Below are 17,216 nucleotides of genomic sequence, written 5' to 3' on the forward strand. Positions count from 1 at the left end.
TTCGCGAGTTGAGGACCGCGCCCTCCTGCTCCAGGCAGCTTGCCGAACATCCTGCGGATGCTCGATTGCGAGCTGCCATTTTCTCTGCATCGGCTTTGCCCGAAAAATGGAAGCCACTTTTCGGACCGACGCACCGGGATGACAGATCCAGCTTCCGAAGAAGAGCGGATCACGGGTGCGGAAAAAGCCACGCGGCCCCGTGAGGAGCCGCGCGACGAAAGGGCGTATGACGGAAAGCCGGCTTCGAGTCAATTCCGCACAGGCAGAAAGCCGAATTCAGCGCCAATGGCGGTGATGACGATAATGACGATAATAATGGTGGCGCGGACGGTGCTTGTACCAGCCATAGTGATGGCCGCGATTCCAGACGTAATGCCGGCGCGGCCCGTGGCGGTAAACGGCGTGATGTCCGTGGCCCCTGTGCCAGCCATGGGGCTTTGCCTGCGCTTCGGTACCCGCTCCGAAACCGGCGAACGCGAAGCCGATCGCAAGCGCACACAGCAATAGCAGTTTTCTCATGACCCGGATTCCTCGATTTCCTCGCGATGGTCGCCATCGCCGGAACGCACGGGAAAGAGCCGGAGTTCCGTCAGTTCGCGAGCGGCATGGGTTCGACAACGACCTGCGCCAGGCCGTAGCCGGCGAGCGCGATGCGCAACGGCCCGGTCAGGCCGGCGCCGCTGGTGAAGACGGCCGCTGCGTCAGGGCAGGTGAGGCTGAAGCCCTTCGCCGCCGGTAGCAGGTCGGAGACGCGACGGGCGATCGCCGGGGCCGGGTCTATCCATTCGACCGGCCAGGGCGCGAGCCGCTTCATCCGTTCGAGCAAGAGCGGATAATGCGTGCAGGAGAGGGTGACGACGTCGGTGCGCCGGCCTTCCGCTTCGACGAAGCAGGGAGCGATCTCCGCGGCGAGGACGGCGTCGTCGACGGCCTCGCCCTTTAGCGCCTGTTCGGCGAGGCCGGCGAGGCGGGTCGCGCCGACGAGGGTAACGCGGTGGCTCGTCGCATAGGTCTCGATCAGCTCGCGGGTGTAGTCGCGCGCCACGGTGCCGGGCGTCGCCAGCACCGAGATCAGGCCGCTGCGGGTCGCAGCCGCTGCCGGCTTGATCGCCGGGACGGTGCCGACGAAGGGGATGGCGAAGCGCGCCCGCAGGGCCGGCAGCACCAGCGTCGAGGCCGTGTTGCAGGCGATCACCGCGAGATCGGGGTGAAAGCGCGCGACGAGGCGCTCCATCACCGCGAGCACGCGCGTGACCAGCTCGTCCTCGCTGAGGCGGCCATAGGGAAAGCCGGCATCGTCGGCGGCGTAGACGATATGGGCGCCCGGGCAGGCCCGGGTGGTACGCCCGAGCACGGTGAGGCCGCCGAGGCCGGAATCGAAGACGAGGATAGTGGGTTGGAGGCGGGGGATCGCGAGAGGGCGATGGCCCGTTCCGGCGAGAAGATCGACCTGCATGACAGCGCCGCGAAACGTCAAAGCCCGATACCGCCAGAGAGGCGTTAAGCGAGGGTCAATGCGGCTTGGCGCGGCTGTCTCAAATTTAGTTGACTTTGTCCATTAATTCGATGTTCGCTCACTGGCAGGAGGGCGTCATGGCAGAGCGTGAGACCACGGCCGTCGCGGCCATTCGTCGGTTCAACCGGTTCCATACGCGCTGGATCGGTGCGCTGGGCGGAAACCTGCATGGATCGGGCTTCGCGCTCATCGAGGCGCGCGTGCTTTACGAGCTGGCGGAGCGGGATGGCTGCCTTGCGGTGGAGTTGTCGCGGGACCTCGATCTCGACCCAGCCTACCTCTCGCGCATTCTGAAGCGCTTCGAGGGGCAAGGTTGGCTCGAGCGGCAGCGTTCGGACGCGGATGGCCGCGCGTTTCGGCTCCGGCTCACGGAGGAGGGACAGGCCGCCTTCAGGCCGCTGGAAGCGGCCTCGCGGGCGCAGGCCGAGACGATCCTGTCGCGGCTTTCCATGACGGAGCGCGACCGGCTGGTCGGAGCGCTTTCCGATACGCAGTCTCTCCTGTCCGGAGAGCGGACGACGAGACCGCGGCCGTTGATCCGCGAGCATCGCGCCGGGGATATCGGCTGGGTGGTTTCGGCACATGGCCGGCTCTACGCCGAAGATTACGGCTGGGACCTGACGTTCGAGGCGCTGGTCGCCGAGATCGCGGCCAAGTTCCTGCGCGAGTTCAAGCCGGGGCGCGAGCGTTGCTTCATCGCCGAGCTGGACGGCGCGCCGGTCGGATCGAGCTTCGTTGTCGAGGAGGATGCGCGGACGGCCAAGCTCAGGCTCGTGCTGGTGGAGAAGCGGGCACAGGGGTTTGGGCTGGGCAAGGCGCTGGTGCAGGAGGCGGTCGATTTCGCGCGCGCCGCCGGATACCAGCGCATGGCGCTGTGGACGAACGACATCCTGCATGCTGCACGGGCCATCTATATTGCCGAGGGGTTCAAGCTGGTGGCCGAGGAGCGGCACCATTCCTTCGGCAAGGATCTGGTCGGCCAGAACTGGGAATTGACCCTCTAGGGCTGCATGCTAGGCCGGATCGGCGAAGGGCGAAACGCGGCGCCGATTGCCTTCAGGCCTTCAATCGCGCCAAAGCCGCCGCAGCCGCCCTCCCGGCCAGCGTCGCACCGCCGACCGTTATGGCGCCGCCACCGGCCGTCGCTTCGCCTGCGATGAAGAGGCGTTCGCCGACCGGCTGCGCGAGGGCATCGCGCGCCGCATCGTGGCCGGGCGCACAGATCGAATATGAGCCATGCGCGAAGGGGTCTATCCACCAGGCCGGAAAGGATGAGGCCTTCACGGTCTTGCGAAACTCCGAGCCGATCATCGTCGCCAGCAGGTCGGTGACGTGAGCGCGCGCCTCGTCCGGGCCGGCCTGCGAGATCTGGCGTGCGAAGTCGCCGCCGCAATAGCCGATGACGAGATCCTTGCCGTCCGGATACATGTCGAAATTGATCAGCCCTTCGGGTTTGCCCGATTCCAGGAAACTCGCGCCTGGCGTGATGCCGAAGCGGTCGCCCTCGACCTTCAGCGCGATCTTGGTCAGTGCGCCCATGTTGAGGCCCGCCAGCGCATCGCGTGTCGCGGCCGGCAGGGCGGGGGTGAAGCGGATCGCCTCGGCCTTCAGCACCCCGACAGGCACGGTGAGGATGCAGGCTTTCGCCCGCAGCGTGCCCGAGCGGGACGTGACCGTCACGCCGGAGCCGCTCCAGTCGATGGCCGTGACGGGCTCGTTCAGGCGGATGTCGAGGCCGGCGCCGGAGCGGGCGACCAGATTACCGTAGCCCGAGGGGACAACGAGGTCGTCGCCCGACCAGAGCCGCTGGTAGTCCCGGGCGGAGATCCGGCTTGATTCCTCGCCGATGGAGAGCAGCAGGCCGGATGTGGCGACCGGCGTCATCTCGGGGCCGAGATCTCCCAGCAATTCGGCGATCGAGAGGTCGCGGGTGCCGATGTCGACGGTCTCCAGCCGGCTGTCGATCTGCCGGAAGGCATCGCGCCGGCGCCGGCGGTCCGCATCGGCCATGGGTCGGCCCTCCGCGAAGACGCGGAAACCGCCGCCCCAGGGTTCCGGGGCCGTTTCCACACCGAGCTCGCGGGCGATGTCGGACCAGGGGTTGCGCTCGGCCCAATGAATATACATCGCGCCGGCGTCGTAGCTCGGCCCGAGGGAACTGTCGGTGAAGGCCCGGCCGCCGGCCCGGCCGCGCGCCTCCAGCACGGCGACGCTGCGCCCGGTCGCCTTCACCGCCTGAGCCGCTGCGATGCCGGCGGCGCCGGCGCCGACCACGATCACATCGATGTCGGCCGCGCGGGCAGGGGCGCGGGCGAGCGAGAACGCCGCCGCCATGGCGCTGCCTCCAATCAAGAGCTTGCGTCGATCGAGCGTGGCGTAGCGTGGCTTCATGACGGGAAGATGCGCCGCTTTTCGCGCGAGACAATGACCTCAGGCATGTCGAACGACCGCCGGGCGATCACGAGATCGGGAGCCCCAAGGGCGCACTGCGCCGGCGGGTTTTAGTTCTACATTAGAATAGTTATTTATTTGAGGATTTCTATTGTTTTGCTTTCGATTGCATAGCAATTGACACGTTCTCACGTAAACAATATCGCATCTCAAGTCTTATGAATCATAAGATACTGTTTATATTCATTTTAATCTGCTAGCTGCGGCTGGAAAGAGGCCGCGGCGCGACGGGGTTGGGCGATGGGCGTTCATTTCGGCAGGCTGCGCGGGGGCGTGGCGTTTGGAACTCTGGTGCTGATGCTGGCGGCGGCATCCGCGGCCGAGGCGCAGCAGCGCAGCCGGCAAGCCACGACGAACCCGCCTCCCGCCGCGGGCGATGCACCCGTCGTGCTCGACCAGATCAATGTGCAGGGCGAGGCGCAGGCCGGCGGTGCGCTGCTCAGCGGGCCGACGACGACACGTGTGACGCGGCAGGAGCTCGACCGCGAGCAGGTGCAGAGCCTGACGGATCTGTCGAACCGGGTCGAGGCTGGCATTACCTTCAACCGGCAGACCAATTCGCTGAACATCCGCGGCCTGGACGGCGCCAGAGTACTGACCACGATCGACGGCATCCGCCAGCCCTTCCTGGTCGACACGCGCATCACGCGCGGTGCCCAGAACGCCTTCGACTTCGACTCGCTCTCGACGCTCGACCTGCTGCGCGGCGGCAGCGGGGCGGCGACGCTCGGCAGCGGCGCGCTCGGCGGCGCGCTGGCTGTGCGCACGCTCGACCCGGAGGATCTTCTGCGCAACGGGCGTTCCTATGGTGCGCTCGCCAAGACAGGCTATGACAGTACCGACCGGGCCTGGTTTGGCAGCGCGGCGGCGGCTGCGCGGATGGGCAACACGTCCGTCCTGTTGCAGGGGGGCTTCCGCAACGGCCACGAGGTCGACAGCAAAGGCAACGTCAAGACCATCGGCGCGACGCGTACCGCACCGAACCCGAGCGACTTCGACCAGTACAATTTCCTCGCCAAGATCTATCAGCAGGTGGGCGAGCATCGTTTCGGCGTCACCGGCGAATTCTTCAAGCGCTCCGATCGCACCCAGACCCGGACCAACACGGTTTCGCTCACCGGCAATTTCCGCCCCGGGGCTCACGAGACCGGGGAGGATGTGGAACGCAGCCGCGTTTCGTTGAGCTACGACTACAAGCTGCCGGGCTCCTTCTTCGACGAGGCGCATGCCACACTGTACTGGCAGCGGCTGCGGCGCGACGATCTCGTCAATGCCTGGCGCTACACCAGCATTATCGGTCCCTATGGCCGCGACAACCAGAGCGTCGAGGATGCCTATGGCTTCAACGGCTATGTGCTGAAGAGCTTCAACACGGGCATCCTGACACACAAGCTGACGGCCGGCACCGAGCTCAGGATGTCGACGCTGGAGCAGTATTCGTCAGGTATCGACAACTGCCCACCGACGCCGGCCTCGGGTCGCTATACGGGGGCGTTCACCACCTGCAACAACCTGCACACCAACCAGGCGGACCAGCCGAATGTCGACGGCAAGCTCGTCGGCTTCTACCTGCATGACGAGATCGGGCTGCTCAACGATCGGCTGCGGGTCACGCCCGGCCTGCGCTACGACTGGTACGAGGAGAAGCCGAAAGATACGCCGGCCTATACGGCGAGCTCGTCCTATCCGGGCAGCCTGCCGCCTTCGTCGAGCGACTCGGCCTGGTCGCCGCGCATCCGGCTCGAATACGACATCCTGAAGAACGCGCCCTGGGTGAAGGACGTGACATTCTTCGCGCAATGGGCCAAGTCCTTCCGCGGCCCGACGGCCAACGAACTCTATGGTCGCTTCGGCGCCAAGGGCACCTATCTGCGCCAGGGCAATCCCGAGCTGCGGCCCGAAGTGGGCAATGGCGTCGATGTCGGCCTGCGCTTCGGTGACAAGCAGCTCGGCGGCTCGGTGACCTACTTCCACACTGACTACCGCAACTTCATCGATACCTATCAGATCGCACCTGCCGGTGGCGATTATCCGCAGGGCGGCATCACGGGCTATCGCAACATTGCGCGCGCCGAAATCCAGGGCGTCGAACTCAACGGCCAGTACGCCTTTGCGCCCAACTGGCTGCTCCGCGGCTCCTTTGCCTACACCCGCGGCCGGAACAAGACGGACGACACCTTCATCAACTCGATCCCGCCGGTGCAGGGCATCGTCGCCATCGCCTATGGCACGGATCGCTGGGGCGCCGAGGTTTCGGCAAAGATGGCGGGCAAGCGCGACGATGTCGCCCTCTCCGGCACGGATGTCGGCTTCAAGGCGCCGGGCTACACGCTCTTCAATGCCTCGGCCTGGTGGCGTCCGGCGCCCGAGATCGCCGACCTTGAACTGCAGATCGGCGTCTACAATATCTTTGATCGCAAGTACTGGGATGCCGTCAGCGTCCCGCTCTCGCGCCCGCAGGCCCGCGACTACTACAGCGAGCCGGGCCGGACCGTAAAGGCGACGCTGAAGTATCAATTCTGACCGGGATGTTTCGAGACCCCCCGACCAGATGGCCGGCCCTCCGGGGCCGGCCTTTTTTATTCGTCCGGCTGCTCCGGCGCCTCGGCCTGCCGCGCGAGCAGGCGGGCCTTCTTCGGTCCCTCGACCAGCGACTTGAAGACGCCGCGCAGAGTGCGGGCTTCCTGCTCGGTCATGTCGAGACGATGGAGGATATCGCGGAGGTTCGCCGTCATGATCGGCTTCTTGCCGGGCGGGAAGAAGCCGCAGAGGTCGAGTTCGCCCTCGAGATAGTCGAACATCGACAGGATCATCTCGCGCTTGGCCGGAGGAGACGGGTTGTTCTCGCGGAAGGGCGGCTCTCCGCTCGTCGTCTTGAACCATTCATAGCCGTTGAGCAGCACGGCCTGGGCGAGGTTGAGCGAGGCGAAGGCCGGGTTGACCGGGAAGGTCAGGATCGCGTCGGCGAAGCTGATCTCCTCATTGGTCAGACCGATGCGCTCGCGCCCGAACAGGATGCCGACGCGCTCGCCGCCGCCGATGCGCCCGGCGATCTCCGGCATGGCCTCGGCCGGGGTGAGCACGCGCTTCATCTGGCCGCGCTCGCGGGCCGTCGTCGCCAGCACGTGGTTCAGATCGGCGATCGCCTCGGCGGCGCTGTCATAGAGCCGGGCATTCTCCAGGATATGGGTCGCGCCGGAGGCGGCGGCCGTCGCGCCCTTCTTCAGGCCGCCGCCGCTCGGCCAGCCGTCGCGCGGGGCGACGAGGCGCATCTCGGAGAGGCCGAAATTCGCCATGGCGCGGGCGCACATGCCGATGTTCTCGGCCAGCTGCGGCTCGACGAGAATGACGACGGGAGCGGCCGCCTGGACGGCGGGGCGGGTGCGGTCGGTTCCGGAACCGGTCATGATCTCTGGTGTTGGGTTTGGAGCGACACCGCTATCCTGCGGTGGCGCTCCTGTCTGCCGCTGCGGGTCTGGCGTCAAGCCCCAGCAGCCTGCGACCGCCAGGAGGGACAGGATGGAGGGCGACGGCCATTTCGTGATCTGGATCGTGCTGATCGCGGTGCCGGTCGGGTTGCTGCTGATCTCGCGCTGGGCGAGGGCCCGCCCGCCGGGCGAGGTTCGCGCGCGAACGCTCGAGCGCGAACCTGACGACACGGAGCGCGACTGAGACGGGCTCAGCCGGCCGCCGCCTCGACGGCGCGCAGGACGCGCAGGGTGTTGCCGCCGGCGAGCTTGGCCAGGTTCTCCTCCGACCAGCCACGGCGGATCAGCTCGGCGATCACGTTCGGGAAGGTCGTGGTGTCTTCCAGACCGTCCGGATTGACCCAGCCGAAGAAGTCCGAACCGATGCCGATGTGATCGTGGCCGATGCGCTTGGCGAGATAGTCGACATGATCGCAGTACTGGGCGACCGTCGCCTTCGGGCGCGGGCCCGCCTTGGCCAGGATCTCGGCCTCGACCTTGGCGTAGTTCAGTCCTTCCGGCGCCTTGCCGTACTGGTCGCGCGCCGGGCGGTGCCAATCGCGCGAGGCCTGGCTGATGAAGTCCGGTACGAAGGTCGCCATGACCACGCCGCCATTCTTCGCGACGCGGTCGAGCACGTCGTCGGGCACATTCCGGGGGTGGTCGCAGAGCGTGAAGGCGTTGGAGTGCGACCAGACGACCGGGGCACTGGTCACGTCGAGCGTGTCGTGCATCACCTTTGGCGAAACATGGGCGAGGTCGACCACCATGCCGAGCTTGTTCATCCGGCGGACGACATCCTTGCCAAAGGCGGAGAGGCCATTATGGCGCGGGGCGTCGGTGGCTGAATCGCACCAGTCGGTGGTGCCGTTGTGGCAGAGCGTCATCAGGCGGACGCCGAGGTCGAAATAGGCGTCGAGCGCGTCGAGCTCGCCATCGACCGCCGAGCCGTTCTCGATGGTCATGAACAGGGCGATCCGGCCCTCCGCCTTCGCGGCCTCGACATCGGCTGCCGAGAGGCCCGGCCGGAAGACGTTCGCATGGCGCTTGAGGATGTCGCGCATCAGCGCGATCTGCGCGAGCGCGAAGCCGGCCGGGTTCGGCTGGTTCGGCGGAACATAGGCCGCGAAGAATTGACCGGCGAGCTTGCCCGCCTGCATGCGCGGGATGTCGGTGTCGACCTCGGCATGGACCTTGTCGAGACCATAGGCTGCGACATCGCCCTTGGCCTTGGCGTCCTTGCGGATGACGTAGGGCAGATCGTTATGGCCGTCGATCAGCGGAGCACGGTCGAGCAGGGCGAGCGCGGCGGCATAGGCATTGTCCTGAACGGGCGGTTTGGCAAGGGCCATGGCAGGGTCTCGGTCGGGAATCGGGGGCGCCATGGTGGCAGGCGGCGTCCCGGCAGGCGAGGGGGCCGGGCGCAGGTCTGTCATCCCGCACGCGCCACAGCACCCGGTGCCGTTGGGCAGATGCCGGATGACAGGCGCTCGATCAGAAGCGCGACGGCGCGAAGGGCGAGGGGTCGACGAAGACCTTCTGCCCGCTGATCATCTCCGCGATCATCCGGCCGGTGACGGCGGCGAGCGTCAGGCCATGATGGGCATGGCCGAAGGAGAACCACAGGCCCTTGTGCTTCGGCGCCGGGCCGATGATCGGCATCATGTCCGGCGTGCAGGGCCGGCGGCCGAGCCAGGGCTCGGCATCGAGGCGCTCGCCGAGCGGGAACAGCGTCCTGGCGATCGGCTCGGCGCGGGCGAGCTGCACCGGCGTCTTCGGCGCGTCGCGGTCGGCGAATTCGGCGCCGGTGGTCAGGCGGATGCCCTGCTGCATCGGAGCGAGGAAATAGCCGCGCTCGGTGTCGAGAACCGGATGGTTCAGCACCGCATTGCCCTGCGGCTTGTAGTGCATGTGATAGCCGCGCTTGACCGCGAGCGGCAGATGGTAGCCGAGCTTGTTGGTCAGCACGTCCGCCCAGGGGCCGAGCGCGACGACGACATCCTTCGCGGTCGCCTTGGTGCCGTCGGTGAGGGTGACGCTCCATTCGGCGCCGTCCTGCGTCAGCGTGCCGGCATCGCCCAGCGCAAGCTTCCCTCCGAGCTTCTCGAACAGGGCGACATAGGCTTTCGACAGGCCGAGCGGGTCGATGACCGTGACCGGATCGGTCCAGTGCAGGCCACCGATCAGGCTGGCATGGTCGAGATGCGGCTCGTCGGCCTTCAGCGTCGCCATGTCGAGGGCACGGTAGTTCACGCCGAAATCGCGCTTCCAGCGGGCGGCCTCGGCGAGGCGCTCGTCACGCTCCTTCTCGGTGCGGAAGACCTTCATCCAGCCCTTGCGGCGCAGGAGCTCGGTGGCGCCGGCTTCCTGGGCCAGCACGTCGTGCTCGGTGACGCAGTGCTCGATCAGCTTCGCGTATTTGCGGGCGATGGCCTCGTGCTGCGAGGCGCGCGAATGCATCCAGTAGGAGAACAGGAAGGGGGCAAGCTTCGGCAGCGCGCTCCAATGGTAGGAGGCGTCGATGGTATTGTTCATCGCGTAGCGGAAGAGCGCGCCGAAATCATGCGGGAAGCCGTAAGGGTAGACGCCCTCGCGCTGGATCAGCCCGGCGTTGCCGTAGCTCGTCTCCTCGCCCGGCCCGCGCCGGTCTACAAGCAAGGTGGAGCGGCCAGCCTTCTGCAGGTGAAGCGCCACCGAAATGCCGACGACGCCCGCGCCGAGAACAATCGTATCCACCCGCATGACCAGCTCCCGCCAACCCTTCTGTTCGGCCTGTCCTCGGCAAAAATACCGGTTTGCTCAGGCTTGTCAGCGGTGTGGCGGATTTTTGCGACAGATCCAGTAATCTTTCGCAGTTTCTGCTTCGATTGTCGGCATCTGCTGGCATGGGTCTGCATTTTGCCGGCTTGCCCGCAATTTCATGCCGATGCATTGGGCCCCTGCGGAGATGACGGGTGACGGCAGGTCGCCCTTCGGCCACTCTGCCGGCTCGATTTGCGAATGATTCCAGCACGGTGCCGATGAATCCAGCAACGCTTCTCGCCGCCGGGCTGGCCTGGCTCGGGCGCCATGGCACGCAGGGGTTCGCGCTTTCGATCTTCCTCGGTCTGGCCCTGCCGCAATTCTCAGCGATGGCGCGGCCGGCGCTGCCGATCACGATCTTCTGCTTCACCACGGTCGTGTTCATGCGCCTGGACCTGCGCGTCACGGCAGGTCTCCTGCGCCGGCCGGCCCGACTCGCGGCCGCCTGTGCCTGGCTGATCGCTGCGCCGGTACTGCTGATCGGGGGGGCGCTTCTGCTTGCCGGCCGGGAGAGCCTCGATCCGGGCATCGTGCTCGGTCTTGCCCTGATGGGCGCGGCGCCGCCGATCATGTCCTCACCGGCGGTTGCGATCCTCTATGGCTTCGAGCCCTCGCTGATCATCGCCAGCGTCATCATCACGACGATCGCGAGCCCTCTTGTGGCTCCGGTGCTGGTCGAGCTGCTGGCGGGGGCCGCCGTGCCGCTCGACCGGGCCTCGCTGATGCTGCGGCTGCTGATCTTCATCGGCGGCGGCATGGCTGTCGCCGTTTCGCTCCGGCTCTGGCTCGGGCTCGAGCGCATCAAGGCGATGAAAGCCAATCTCGATGGCTTCGGCGTGCTGATGTATTTCATCTTCGCCATTGCCGCGATGGATGGCGTGACGGCGGCGGCGCTGGCGCAGCCCCGGCTCGTTCTCTTCGTGCTCGCCTGCGTCTTCGCGGTCTCGGCTGCAGGACTGATCTCGACCTGGCTCGTGCTGCGCATCCTGAAGGCGCCCGATCGTTTCATGATCGGCTACGGCACCGGCCAGCGGAACATGGGGCTGCTGGTCGCGGCGCTGGGGGCGGGCGTCTCGCCGACGACCTTCTTGTTCTTCGCACTGGCGCAGTTCCCGATCTACCTGCTGCCCTGGCTGCTCGGCGGGGTGGCGAGCCGGATTCGGCGCCGGGAGGCCTAGCTCCGCTGCTGACGGGCGCTGACGCTGCGCCTTGCGAGGCTTTTGCCATCGCAGGAGTTCGCGCCATGATCACATTGTATTCCGGGCCGCTGAGCCTGTTCGCGCGCAAGGTCGAGATTGCGCTGAGAGAGAAGGGGCTCGCCTTCGAGCGCGTCATGGTGCCGTTCAACCAGACGACCGGCTACGACCCGAAGCATCCGGAGGTGCTCGCGCTGAATCCGAAAGCGCAGGTGCCCGTGCTCAGCGATTGCGGACTCGTGCTCTACGACTCCACCGTGATCAACGAATATCTCGACGAGGCCTATCCCGAGCCGCCGCTGATGCCGGACACGCCGGTCGAGCGAGCCCGCTGCCGGCTCGACGAGCTCTATGCCGACGAGATCATGCTGCAGGCGCTGCGGCCCCTGATGCATCGCACCGGCCCGCCATCGCCCGATCGCGACCGCCGCATCGCCCAGGAGGCGGATGCGCTGATCGCCGAGGAGGCCCTGGCACGGCATTACGAGGTGCTGGAGCAGAAGCTGGCGGGGCGCGAATTCTTCGGCGGCCGGCTCTCGACCGCCGATATCGCGCTGTTCATGAGCGTCCTGTTTTCGCTCCGCCTGGGTGGTCCGTCGCTCGATGGATATCCGGGGCTGTCGGCCTGGTTCGCGCGGCTCCGGCAGCGCCCGGCCTTCGTTCAGGTCGCCGCCGAGATCGCGGAAGCCGACCGGCGTCTGTCCTTTCCGGTGAAATCGCGCTCCGCCTGATTGCGATAACGAGGTCATGGCGTTACATCGCGAGCCATGACCCGCCCCATCCGCATCGCTCCTTCCATCCTCTCGGCCGATTTCGCGAAGCTGGGCGAGGAGGTGCGCGCCATCGACGCGGCTGGCGCCGACTGGATCCATTGCGATGTGATGGACGGGCATTTCGTGCCGAACATCACCTTCGGGCCCGATGTGCTGAAGGCGATCCGTCCGTACACCCAGAAACTCTTCGACGTGCACCTGATGATCGCGCCCGTCGACCCTTACGTCGAGGCCTTCGCCAAGGCCGGCGCCGATCTGATCTCCTTCCATGTCGAGGCTGGCCCGCACCCGCACCGGACGATCCAGGCGATCAAGGCGCAGGGGAAGCAGGCCGGCATCGTGCTCAATCCCGGCACGCCGGCAAGCGCGGTCGAGGCGCTGATCGCGGATGTCGATCTCGTCCTGCTGATGACCGTCAATCCCGGTTTCGGCGGGCAGAGTTTCATCCACTCCGTGGTCGAGAAGGTCGCACAGGTGAAGGCGTTGATCGGCGACCGGCCGATCACGCTCGAGATCGACGGCGGCGTGACGCCGCAGACCGCGCCACTGGTCGTCAAGGCCGGCGCCGATACGCTGGTCGCAGGTTCGGCCGTGTTCAAGGGCGGCCCTTCGGCCTATGCCGGCAATATCGACGCGATCCGCAAGGCGGCGGAAGCTGCCCGCGGCGACTGGGTTTGACGAGATCGCAGCCCTCATCCTGAGGAGCTGCGCGCCTTCGGAGCGCTCCTCAGGATGAGGGCTCATTGGGTGACAAGGACAAGACGATGATCCCGCGCTATTCCCGCCCCGAGATGGTCGCCATCTGGGAGCCGCAGACCCGGTTCCGCATCTGGTTCGAGATCGAGGCGCATGCGACCGACAAGCTCGCCGAGCTCGGCGTGGTGCCGAAGGAGGCCGCCGCCACGATCTGGGCCAAGGCGAAGGACGTCGAGTTCGACGTTGCCCGCATCGACGAGATCGAGCGCGTCACCAAGCACGATGTCATCGCCTTCCTGACGCATCTGGCCGAGATCGTCGGGCCGGAGGCCCGCTTCGTCCACCAGGGCATGACCTCCTCGGACATTCTCGACACGACGCTTTCGGTCCAGCTCGCCCGCGCCACCGATCTCCTGATCGCCGATGTCGACGCGCTGCTCGCCGCGATCAAGCGCCGCGCCTTCGAGCACAAGCTGACCCCGACCATCGGCCGCTCGCACGGCATCCATGCCGAGCCGGTGACCTTCGGACTGAAGCTGGCGCAGGCCTATGCCGAGTTCTCGCGCTGCCGCGAGCGGCTGGTCGCGGCCCGAGCCGAGATCGCGGTCGCGGCGATTTCGGGCGCGGTCGGGACCTTCGCCAATATCGACCCGCAGGTGGAGGAATACGTCGCGCAGAAGATGGGGCTCGCTGTCGAGCCGGTCTCGACGCAGGTGATTCCGCGCGACCGCCACGCGATGTATTTCGCGACGCTCGGTGTCGTTGCCTCCTGCATCGAGCGGCTCGCGATCGAGATCCGCCATCTCCAGCGCACCGAGGTCTACGAGGCGGAGGAGTATTTCTCGCCCGGCCAGAAGGGCTCCTCGGCGATGCCGCACAAGCGCAATCCCGTTCTGACCGAGAACCTGACCGGCCTTGCCCGCCTCGTGCGCGGCATGGTCACCCCAGCGCTGGAGAACGTCGCGCTCTGGCACGAGCGCGACATCTCGCATTCGTCTGTCGAGCGCATGATCGGCCCCGATGCGACGGTGACGCTCGACTTCGCGCTGGCGCGGCTGACCGGTGTCGTCGACAAGCTGCTGATCTACCCGCAGAACATGCGCAAGAACCTCGACCGGCTCGGTGGCCTGCACAATTCGCAGCGCGTGCTGCTGGCACTGACGCAGGCCGGCGCCAGCCGCGAGGATGCCTATGCCATGGTCCAGCGCAACGCGATGCGGACCTGGGAACATGGCGAGGACTTCCTCACCAACCTGCTCGCCGACAAGGACGTGGCCGAGAAGCTCGCGGCCTCCGAGCTCAAGGCGATGTTCGACGAGGGTTATCACTTCAAGCATGTCGACACGATCTTCCGGCGGGTATTCGGGGAAGCTTGACGGGCTGGACTTCGGCAGCGGCGAGGCTATCTACGGCTGATGAAATCCTCCGACGTCGACATCCTCATCGTTCCCGGCTGGTCCGGCTCCGGCCCCGATCATTGGCAGAGCCGCTGGGAATCCCGCCTGCCGACCGCCAAGCGTGTCGAGCAGGAGGATTGGTACAAGCCCACGCGCAATGGCTGGGCCGATCGGATCGTCGCGGCGGTGCGCGCGGCGACGCGACCTGTCGTGATCGTCGCGCACTCGGCCGGTGTCAGCGCCGTTGCCCATGCGGCCGAGCATCTGAAGCCCGGCGAGGTGGCCGGCGCTTTTTTGGTGGCGCCGGCTTCCGAGCGGGCCAAGCGCGCGATCCCCGACATGGAAAAGGAGTTCATCGCGCATCGTCGGGAAAGGCTGCCGTTTCCGTCGGTGCTGATCGCGAGTGCGACCGACCCCTATTGCACCCATGACGAGGCGAAGGAACTCGCCGAAGCCTGGGGCTCGGAGTTCGTCGATGCCGGCGATAGCGGCCATCTCAACAGCGAGTCCGGGCACGGCCCCTGGCCGGACGGCTTGCTGCGTTTCGCAGGCTTTCTCAAGAGCTTGAGCGTCGTTCCCAAGACTTTGAGTCAATAAGCGCGGCTGGGCCTGGGCGCTAGCTGGCCCCCTTGCGCCGGGTCGTAACCGTCAGCGTGAGACCGGCGAGCACCAGAAGGACGCCGGCGATGAAGAGCGGCCCCAGCTCGTCGCCGAACATCACGGCTGCAGTCGCGACACCGATGATGGGCTGGAGATACTGGATGCTCGCGGCGATGCGGGCCGGGACGGTGCGCAGCAGGTGGAGCCAGAGAAACAGGCCCGCCACGGTCACCATCACACCGAGGTAGAGGGCCGCTCCGATCCCTGTCGGCGTCAGCTGCACGGGGGTGTGCGACATCTCCCAGATCGCCCAGGGCAGAACGGCGATGAAGCCGAACAGCGTGCTCCACGCGGCCACGGTGGCGGTGCCGTACTGATCCGAAAGCTCGACGCTCCAGACATAGTAGAAGGCGATGGTCAGGGCGGAGAGCAACACGAGGCCGGCTCCGGTCAAGGTGGTCTGCGACGCCGCGGAGGCGGCGTCACCACGTCCCGAGGCGACCAGTGCGATGCCGATGAAGGCGGCGAGGATGCCGAGAGCCTGGAGACGCGACACAGGCTGCTTCAGCCGCAGGGCGGCGAAGACGACCACGAAGGCCGGGATGGCGGCCGAGATCGTCGTTCCGACCGAGGCCGAGGTACCGGCGACTCCGAAAGTCTGCGCGACCTGTCCGATGCCGATGCCCAGGATGCCCAGCGCAGCGACGCGAAGCAGGGCACGTCGCGGCAGGCGCTGCTTGCCGGCGACGAAGATGAACATCAGCGGGATGGCGATCAGGAAGCGCAGGGCGGTCAGCGTCAGCGGCGGCAGCGTCAGCAGGCCGAGCTTCGTGATCGGGATGGACAGGCCCCACATCACGGCGAGCAGCAGCGCGGCCGCCAGGCTCCTGAGCGAAGGATCAGGCGGGGAGGTGGCTGTTGTCGGGGCCATGGGCGCGGGTCAGTTCGGGCGCAGCATGGCGACGACCGGAAGCATCAGGTCAGCGATCTGCCATGGATGGGGAAAAGGCGGGCTTCGAGCCGCCACCTTTAAAAGCCCGCCCCGGAGAATCCGGGGCGGGCTCTTTGCGTTCGCAAACGGCGATCTTGCCGCTGCGATCAGTTCTCGACGTAAGTGATCTTGCCGTCGGGCTGCTTCTTCCAGGTGTAGACGACATAGTCCGGACGGGTGATGTCGCCCTTCTTGTCGAAGCCGATGTCGCCGATCACGGTCTTGACCGGCTCACCCTTGTGCAGCGCGTCCGCGATCTTCTTCGGATCGGTCGAGTTCGCGCGCTTGGCACCCTCGGCCATGATCTGGACCGCGGCGTAGCTGTAGAGCGTATAGGCTTCCGGCTTGAAGTTGCGGGCCTCGAACTTCTTGAGGACGGCAGCCGCCTCCGGGCGCTTCTGCGGGTCCGGCGGGAAGGTCATCAGCGTGCCTTCGACGCCGGGGCCGCCGATGGTGGCGAACTCGTCGGTGGTGATGCCGTCGCCGGAGACCAGCACAGTCTTCAGGCCCTGGTCGCGCATCTGGCGCACGATCAAGCCGCCTTCGGTGTGCAGGCCGCCCCAGTAGAGGTATTCGGCGCCGGAGGCCTTGATCTTCGAGACGAGGGCCGAGAAGTCCTTCTCACCCGCGTTCACGCCTTCATAGAGCACTTCCTTGACGCCGCCGGCATTGAGCCCCTTCTTGGTCTCGTCGGCGAGGCCCTGGCCGTAGGTCGTCTTGTCGTGGACGATGGCGATCTTCTTGTCCTTGAAGTTCTTCAGCAGATAGGCCGAAGCGACGCCGCCCTGCTGATCGTCACGGCCGCAGGTGCGGAAGGTGTTCCACAGGCCGCGCTCGGTGATCTTCGGGTTGGTGGCCGAAGGCGAGATCATCAGGATGCCGTTCTCGGCATAGACTTCTGACGCCGGCATGGTGACGCCGGAGTTGAAGTGGCCGACCACCCATTTCACGCCGTCGCCGACGAACTTGTTGGCGACCGAGACGCCCTGCTTCGGATCCGAGACGTCGTCGCCGACGCTGACCTGGATCTTCTGGCCGAGGACGCCGCCGGCGGCGTTGATGTCCTCCGCCGCTTGCTCGGCGCCGTTCTTGAGCTGGGCACCGAAAGCGGCGTTCGGACCGGTGATCGGGCCGCCGACGCCGAGCTTGATCTGGGCATTGGCCACGCCCGAGAAGGCGAGGACCGCGCCGAGCGCGATGCCGCCCAACAGCAGCTTCTTCATGAGTTGCGACTCCCCTCTAAGGATCTGTTCAACGGGCTTTTCTCCATTTGCCCGTCTCGGCACGTTTGGCCGCCCCAAACCGCAGTCTTGCGTGTTTCAGGAGG

General features: G+C 66.5%; 16 protein-coding genes. 9 read left to right on the plus strand and 7 right to left on the minus strand.

Annotated elements, in window-relative coordinates:
- Nucleotides 1–39: 39 nt before the first annotated feature.
- Nucleotides 40–507, plus strand: coding sequence for a hypothetical protein (locus CE453_RS28565; protein WP_157733003.1), 468 nt, complete (start codon nt 40–42; stop codon nt 505–507).
- Nucleotides 508–589: 82 nt separating this feature from the next.
- Here CE453_RS28565 and murI read toward each other — a convergent pair whose 3' ends face one another.
- Complete coding sequence (gene murI / locus CE453_RS11855) at nt 590–1,456, minus strand: glutamate racemase (RefSeq protein WP_089174770.1); 867 nt, start codon at nt 1,454–1,456, stop codon at nt 590–592.
- Nucleotides 1,457–1,593: 137 nt separating this feature from the next.
- Between murI and CE453_RS11860 the strand changes: the two genes are divergently transcribed.
- Nucleotides 1,594–2,520, plus strand: coding sequence for a bifunctional helix-turn-helix transcriptional regulator/GNAT family N-acetyltransferase (locus CE453_RS11860; RefSeq protein WP_089177856.1), 927 nt, complete (start codon nt 1,594–1,596; stop codon nt 2,518–2,520).
- 52 nt (nt 2,521–2,572) lie between these two features.
- Here the strand turns inward: CE453_RS11860 and CE453_RS11865 are convergent, their stop codons facing one another.
- Entirely contained in the window at nt 2,573–3,907 is a 1,335-nt protein-coding gene (locus CE453_RS11865) for a flavin monoamine oxidase family protein (protein WP_198302323.1), read from the minus strand.
- 333 nt (nt 3,908–4,240) lie between these two features.
- On the opposite strand from CE453_RS11865, the gene CE453_RS11870 reads away from it, so the two are divergent.
- Complete coding sequence (locus CE453_RS11870) at nt 4,241–6,490, plus strand: TonB-dependent hemoglobin/transferrin/lactoferrin family receptor (RefSeq protein WP_157733004.1); 2,250 nt, start codon at nt 4,241–4,243, stop codon at nt 6,488–6,490.
- A 56-nt stretch (nt 6,491–6,546) separates the two neighbouring features.
- Here CE453_RS11870 and CE453_RS11875 read toward each other — a convergent pair whose 3' ends face one another.
- Complete coding sequence (locus tag CE453_RS11875) at nt 6,547–7,374, minus strand: RNA methyltransferase (RefSeq protein ID WP_089174772.1); 828 nt, start codon at nt 7,372–7,374, stop codon at nt 6,547–6,549.
- A 112-nt stretch (nt 7,375–7,486) separates the two neighbouring features.
- Between CE453_RS11875 and CE453_RS28570 the strand changes: the two genes are divergently transcribed.
- Nucleotides 7,487–7,639 (plus strand): hypothetical protein, encoded by a 153-nt coding sequence (locus CE453_RS28570; protein ID WP_157733005.1) that lies wholly within the window; start codon nt 7,487–7,489, stop codon nt 7,637–7,639.
- 7 nt (nt 7,640–7,646) lie between these two features.
- On the opposite strand, the gene CE453_RS11880 is transcribed toward CE453_RS28570, so the two are convergent.
- Both CE453_RS11880 and CE453_RS11885 read right to left on the minus strand, forming a co-directional pair.
- Nucleotides 7,647–8,786, minus strand: coding sequence for a dipeptidase (locus CE453_RS11880; RefSeq protein ID WP_089174773.1), 1,140 nt, complete (start codon nt 8,784–8,786; stop codon nt 7,647–7,649).
- A gap of 142 nt (nt 8,787–8,928) precedes the next feature.
- Nucleotides 8,929–10,176: an NAD(P)/FAD-dependent oxidoreductase gene (locus CE453_RS11885; RefSeq protein ID WP_089174774.1), complete on the minus strand. Its 1,248-nt coding sequence runs from the start codon at nt 10,174–10,176 to the stop codon at nt 8,929–8,931.
- Nucleotides 10,177–10,454: 278 nt separating this feature from the next.
- Between CE453_RS11885 and CE453_RS11890 the strand changes: the two genes are divergently transcribed.
- The 5 genes from CE453_RS11890 (at nt 10,455) to CE453_RS11910 (ending at nt 14,895) form a co-directional block, all read left to right on the plus strand.
- On the plus strand, nt 10,455–11,414 hold the full coding sequence (locus CE453_RS11890) for a hypothetical protein (RefSeq protein WP_089174775.1): 960 nt from the start codon (nt 10,455–10,457) through the stop codon (nt 11,412–11,414).
- A 65-nt stretch (nt 11,415–11,479) separates the two neighbouring features.
- Nucleotides 11,480–12,163, plus strand: a complete 684-nt coding sequence (locus CE453_RS11895) for a glutathione S-transferase family protein (protein ID WP_248308038.1) — start codon at nt 11,480–11,482, stop codon at nt 12,161–12,163.
- 36 nt (nt 12,164–12,199) lie between these two features.
- The gene (gene rpe / locus CE453_RS11900) at nt 12,200–12,883 is read left to right on the plus strand and encodes a ribulose-phosphate 3-epimerase (RefSeq protein ID WP_089174776.1); all 684 of its coding nucleotides are present in this window, start codon (nt 12,200–12,202) and stop codon (nt 12,881–12,883) included.
- 86 nt (nt 12,884–12,969) lie between these two features.
- Nucleotides 12,970–14,277 carry an adenylosuccinate lyase gene (gene purB, locus CE453_RS11905; RefSeq protein WP_089177859.1) on the plus strand — a complete coding sequence of 436 codons (1,308 nt, stop codon included), beginning with the start codon at nt 12,970–12,972 and terminating at the stop codon, nt 14,275–14,277.
- 39 nt (nt 14,278–14,316) lie between these two features.
- Entirely contained in the window at nt 14,317–14,895 is a 579-nt protein-coding gene (locus CE453_RS11910) for an RBBP9/YdeN family alpha/beta hydrolase (protein ID WP_089174777.1), read from the plus strand.
- 19 nt (nt 14,896–14,914) lie between these two features.
- On the opposite strand, the gene CE453_RS11915 is transcribed toward CE453_RS11910, so the two are convergent.
- Entirely contained in the window at nt 14,915–15,829 is a 915-nt protein-coding gene (locus tag CE453_RS11915) for a DMT family transporter (RefSeq protein WP_089174778.1), read from the minus strand.
- A 167-nt stretch (nt 15,830–15,996) separates the two neighbouring features.
- The gene (locus CE453_RS11920; protein WP_089174779.1) at nt 15,997–17,112 is read right to left on the minus strand and encodes a branched-chain amino acid ABC transporter substrate-binding protein; all 1,116 of its coding nucleotides are present in this window, start codon (nt 17,110–17,112) and stop codon (nt 15,997–15,999) included.
- Nucleotides 17,113–17,216 lie beyond the last annotated feature (104 nt).

Source organism: Bosea sp. AS-1, from assembly GCF_002220095.1.
Taxonomy (GTDB): Bacteria; Pseudomonadota; Alphaproteobacteria; order Rhizobiales; family Beijerinckiaceae; genus Allobosea.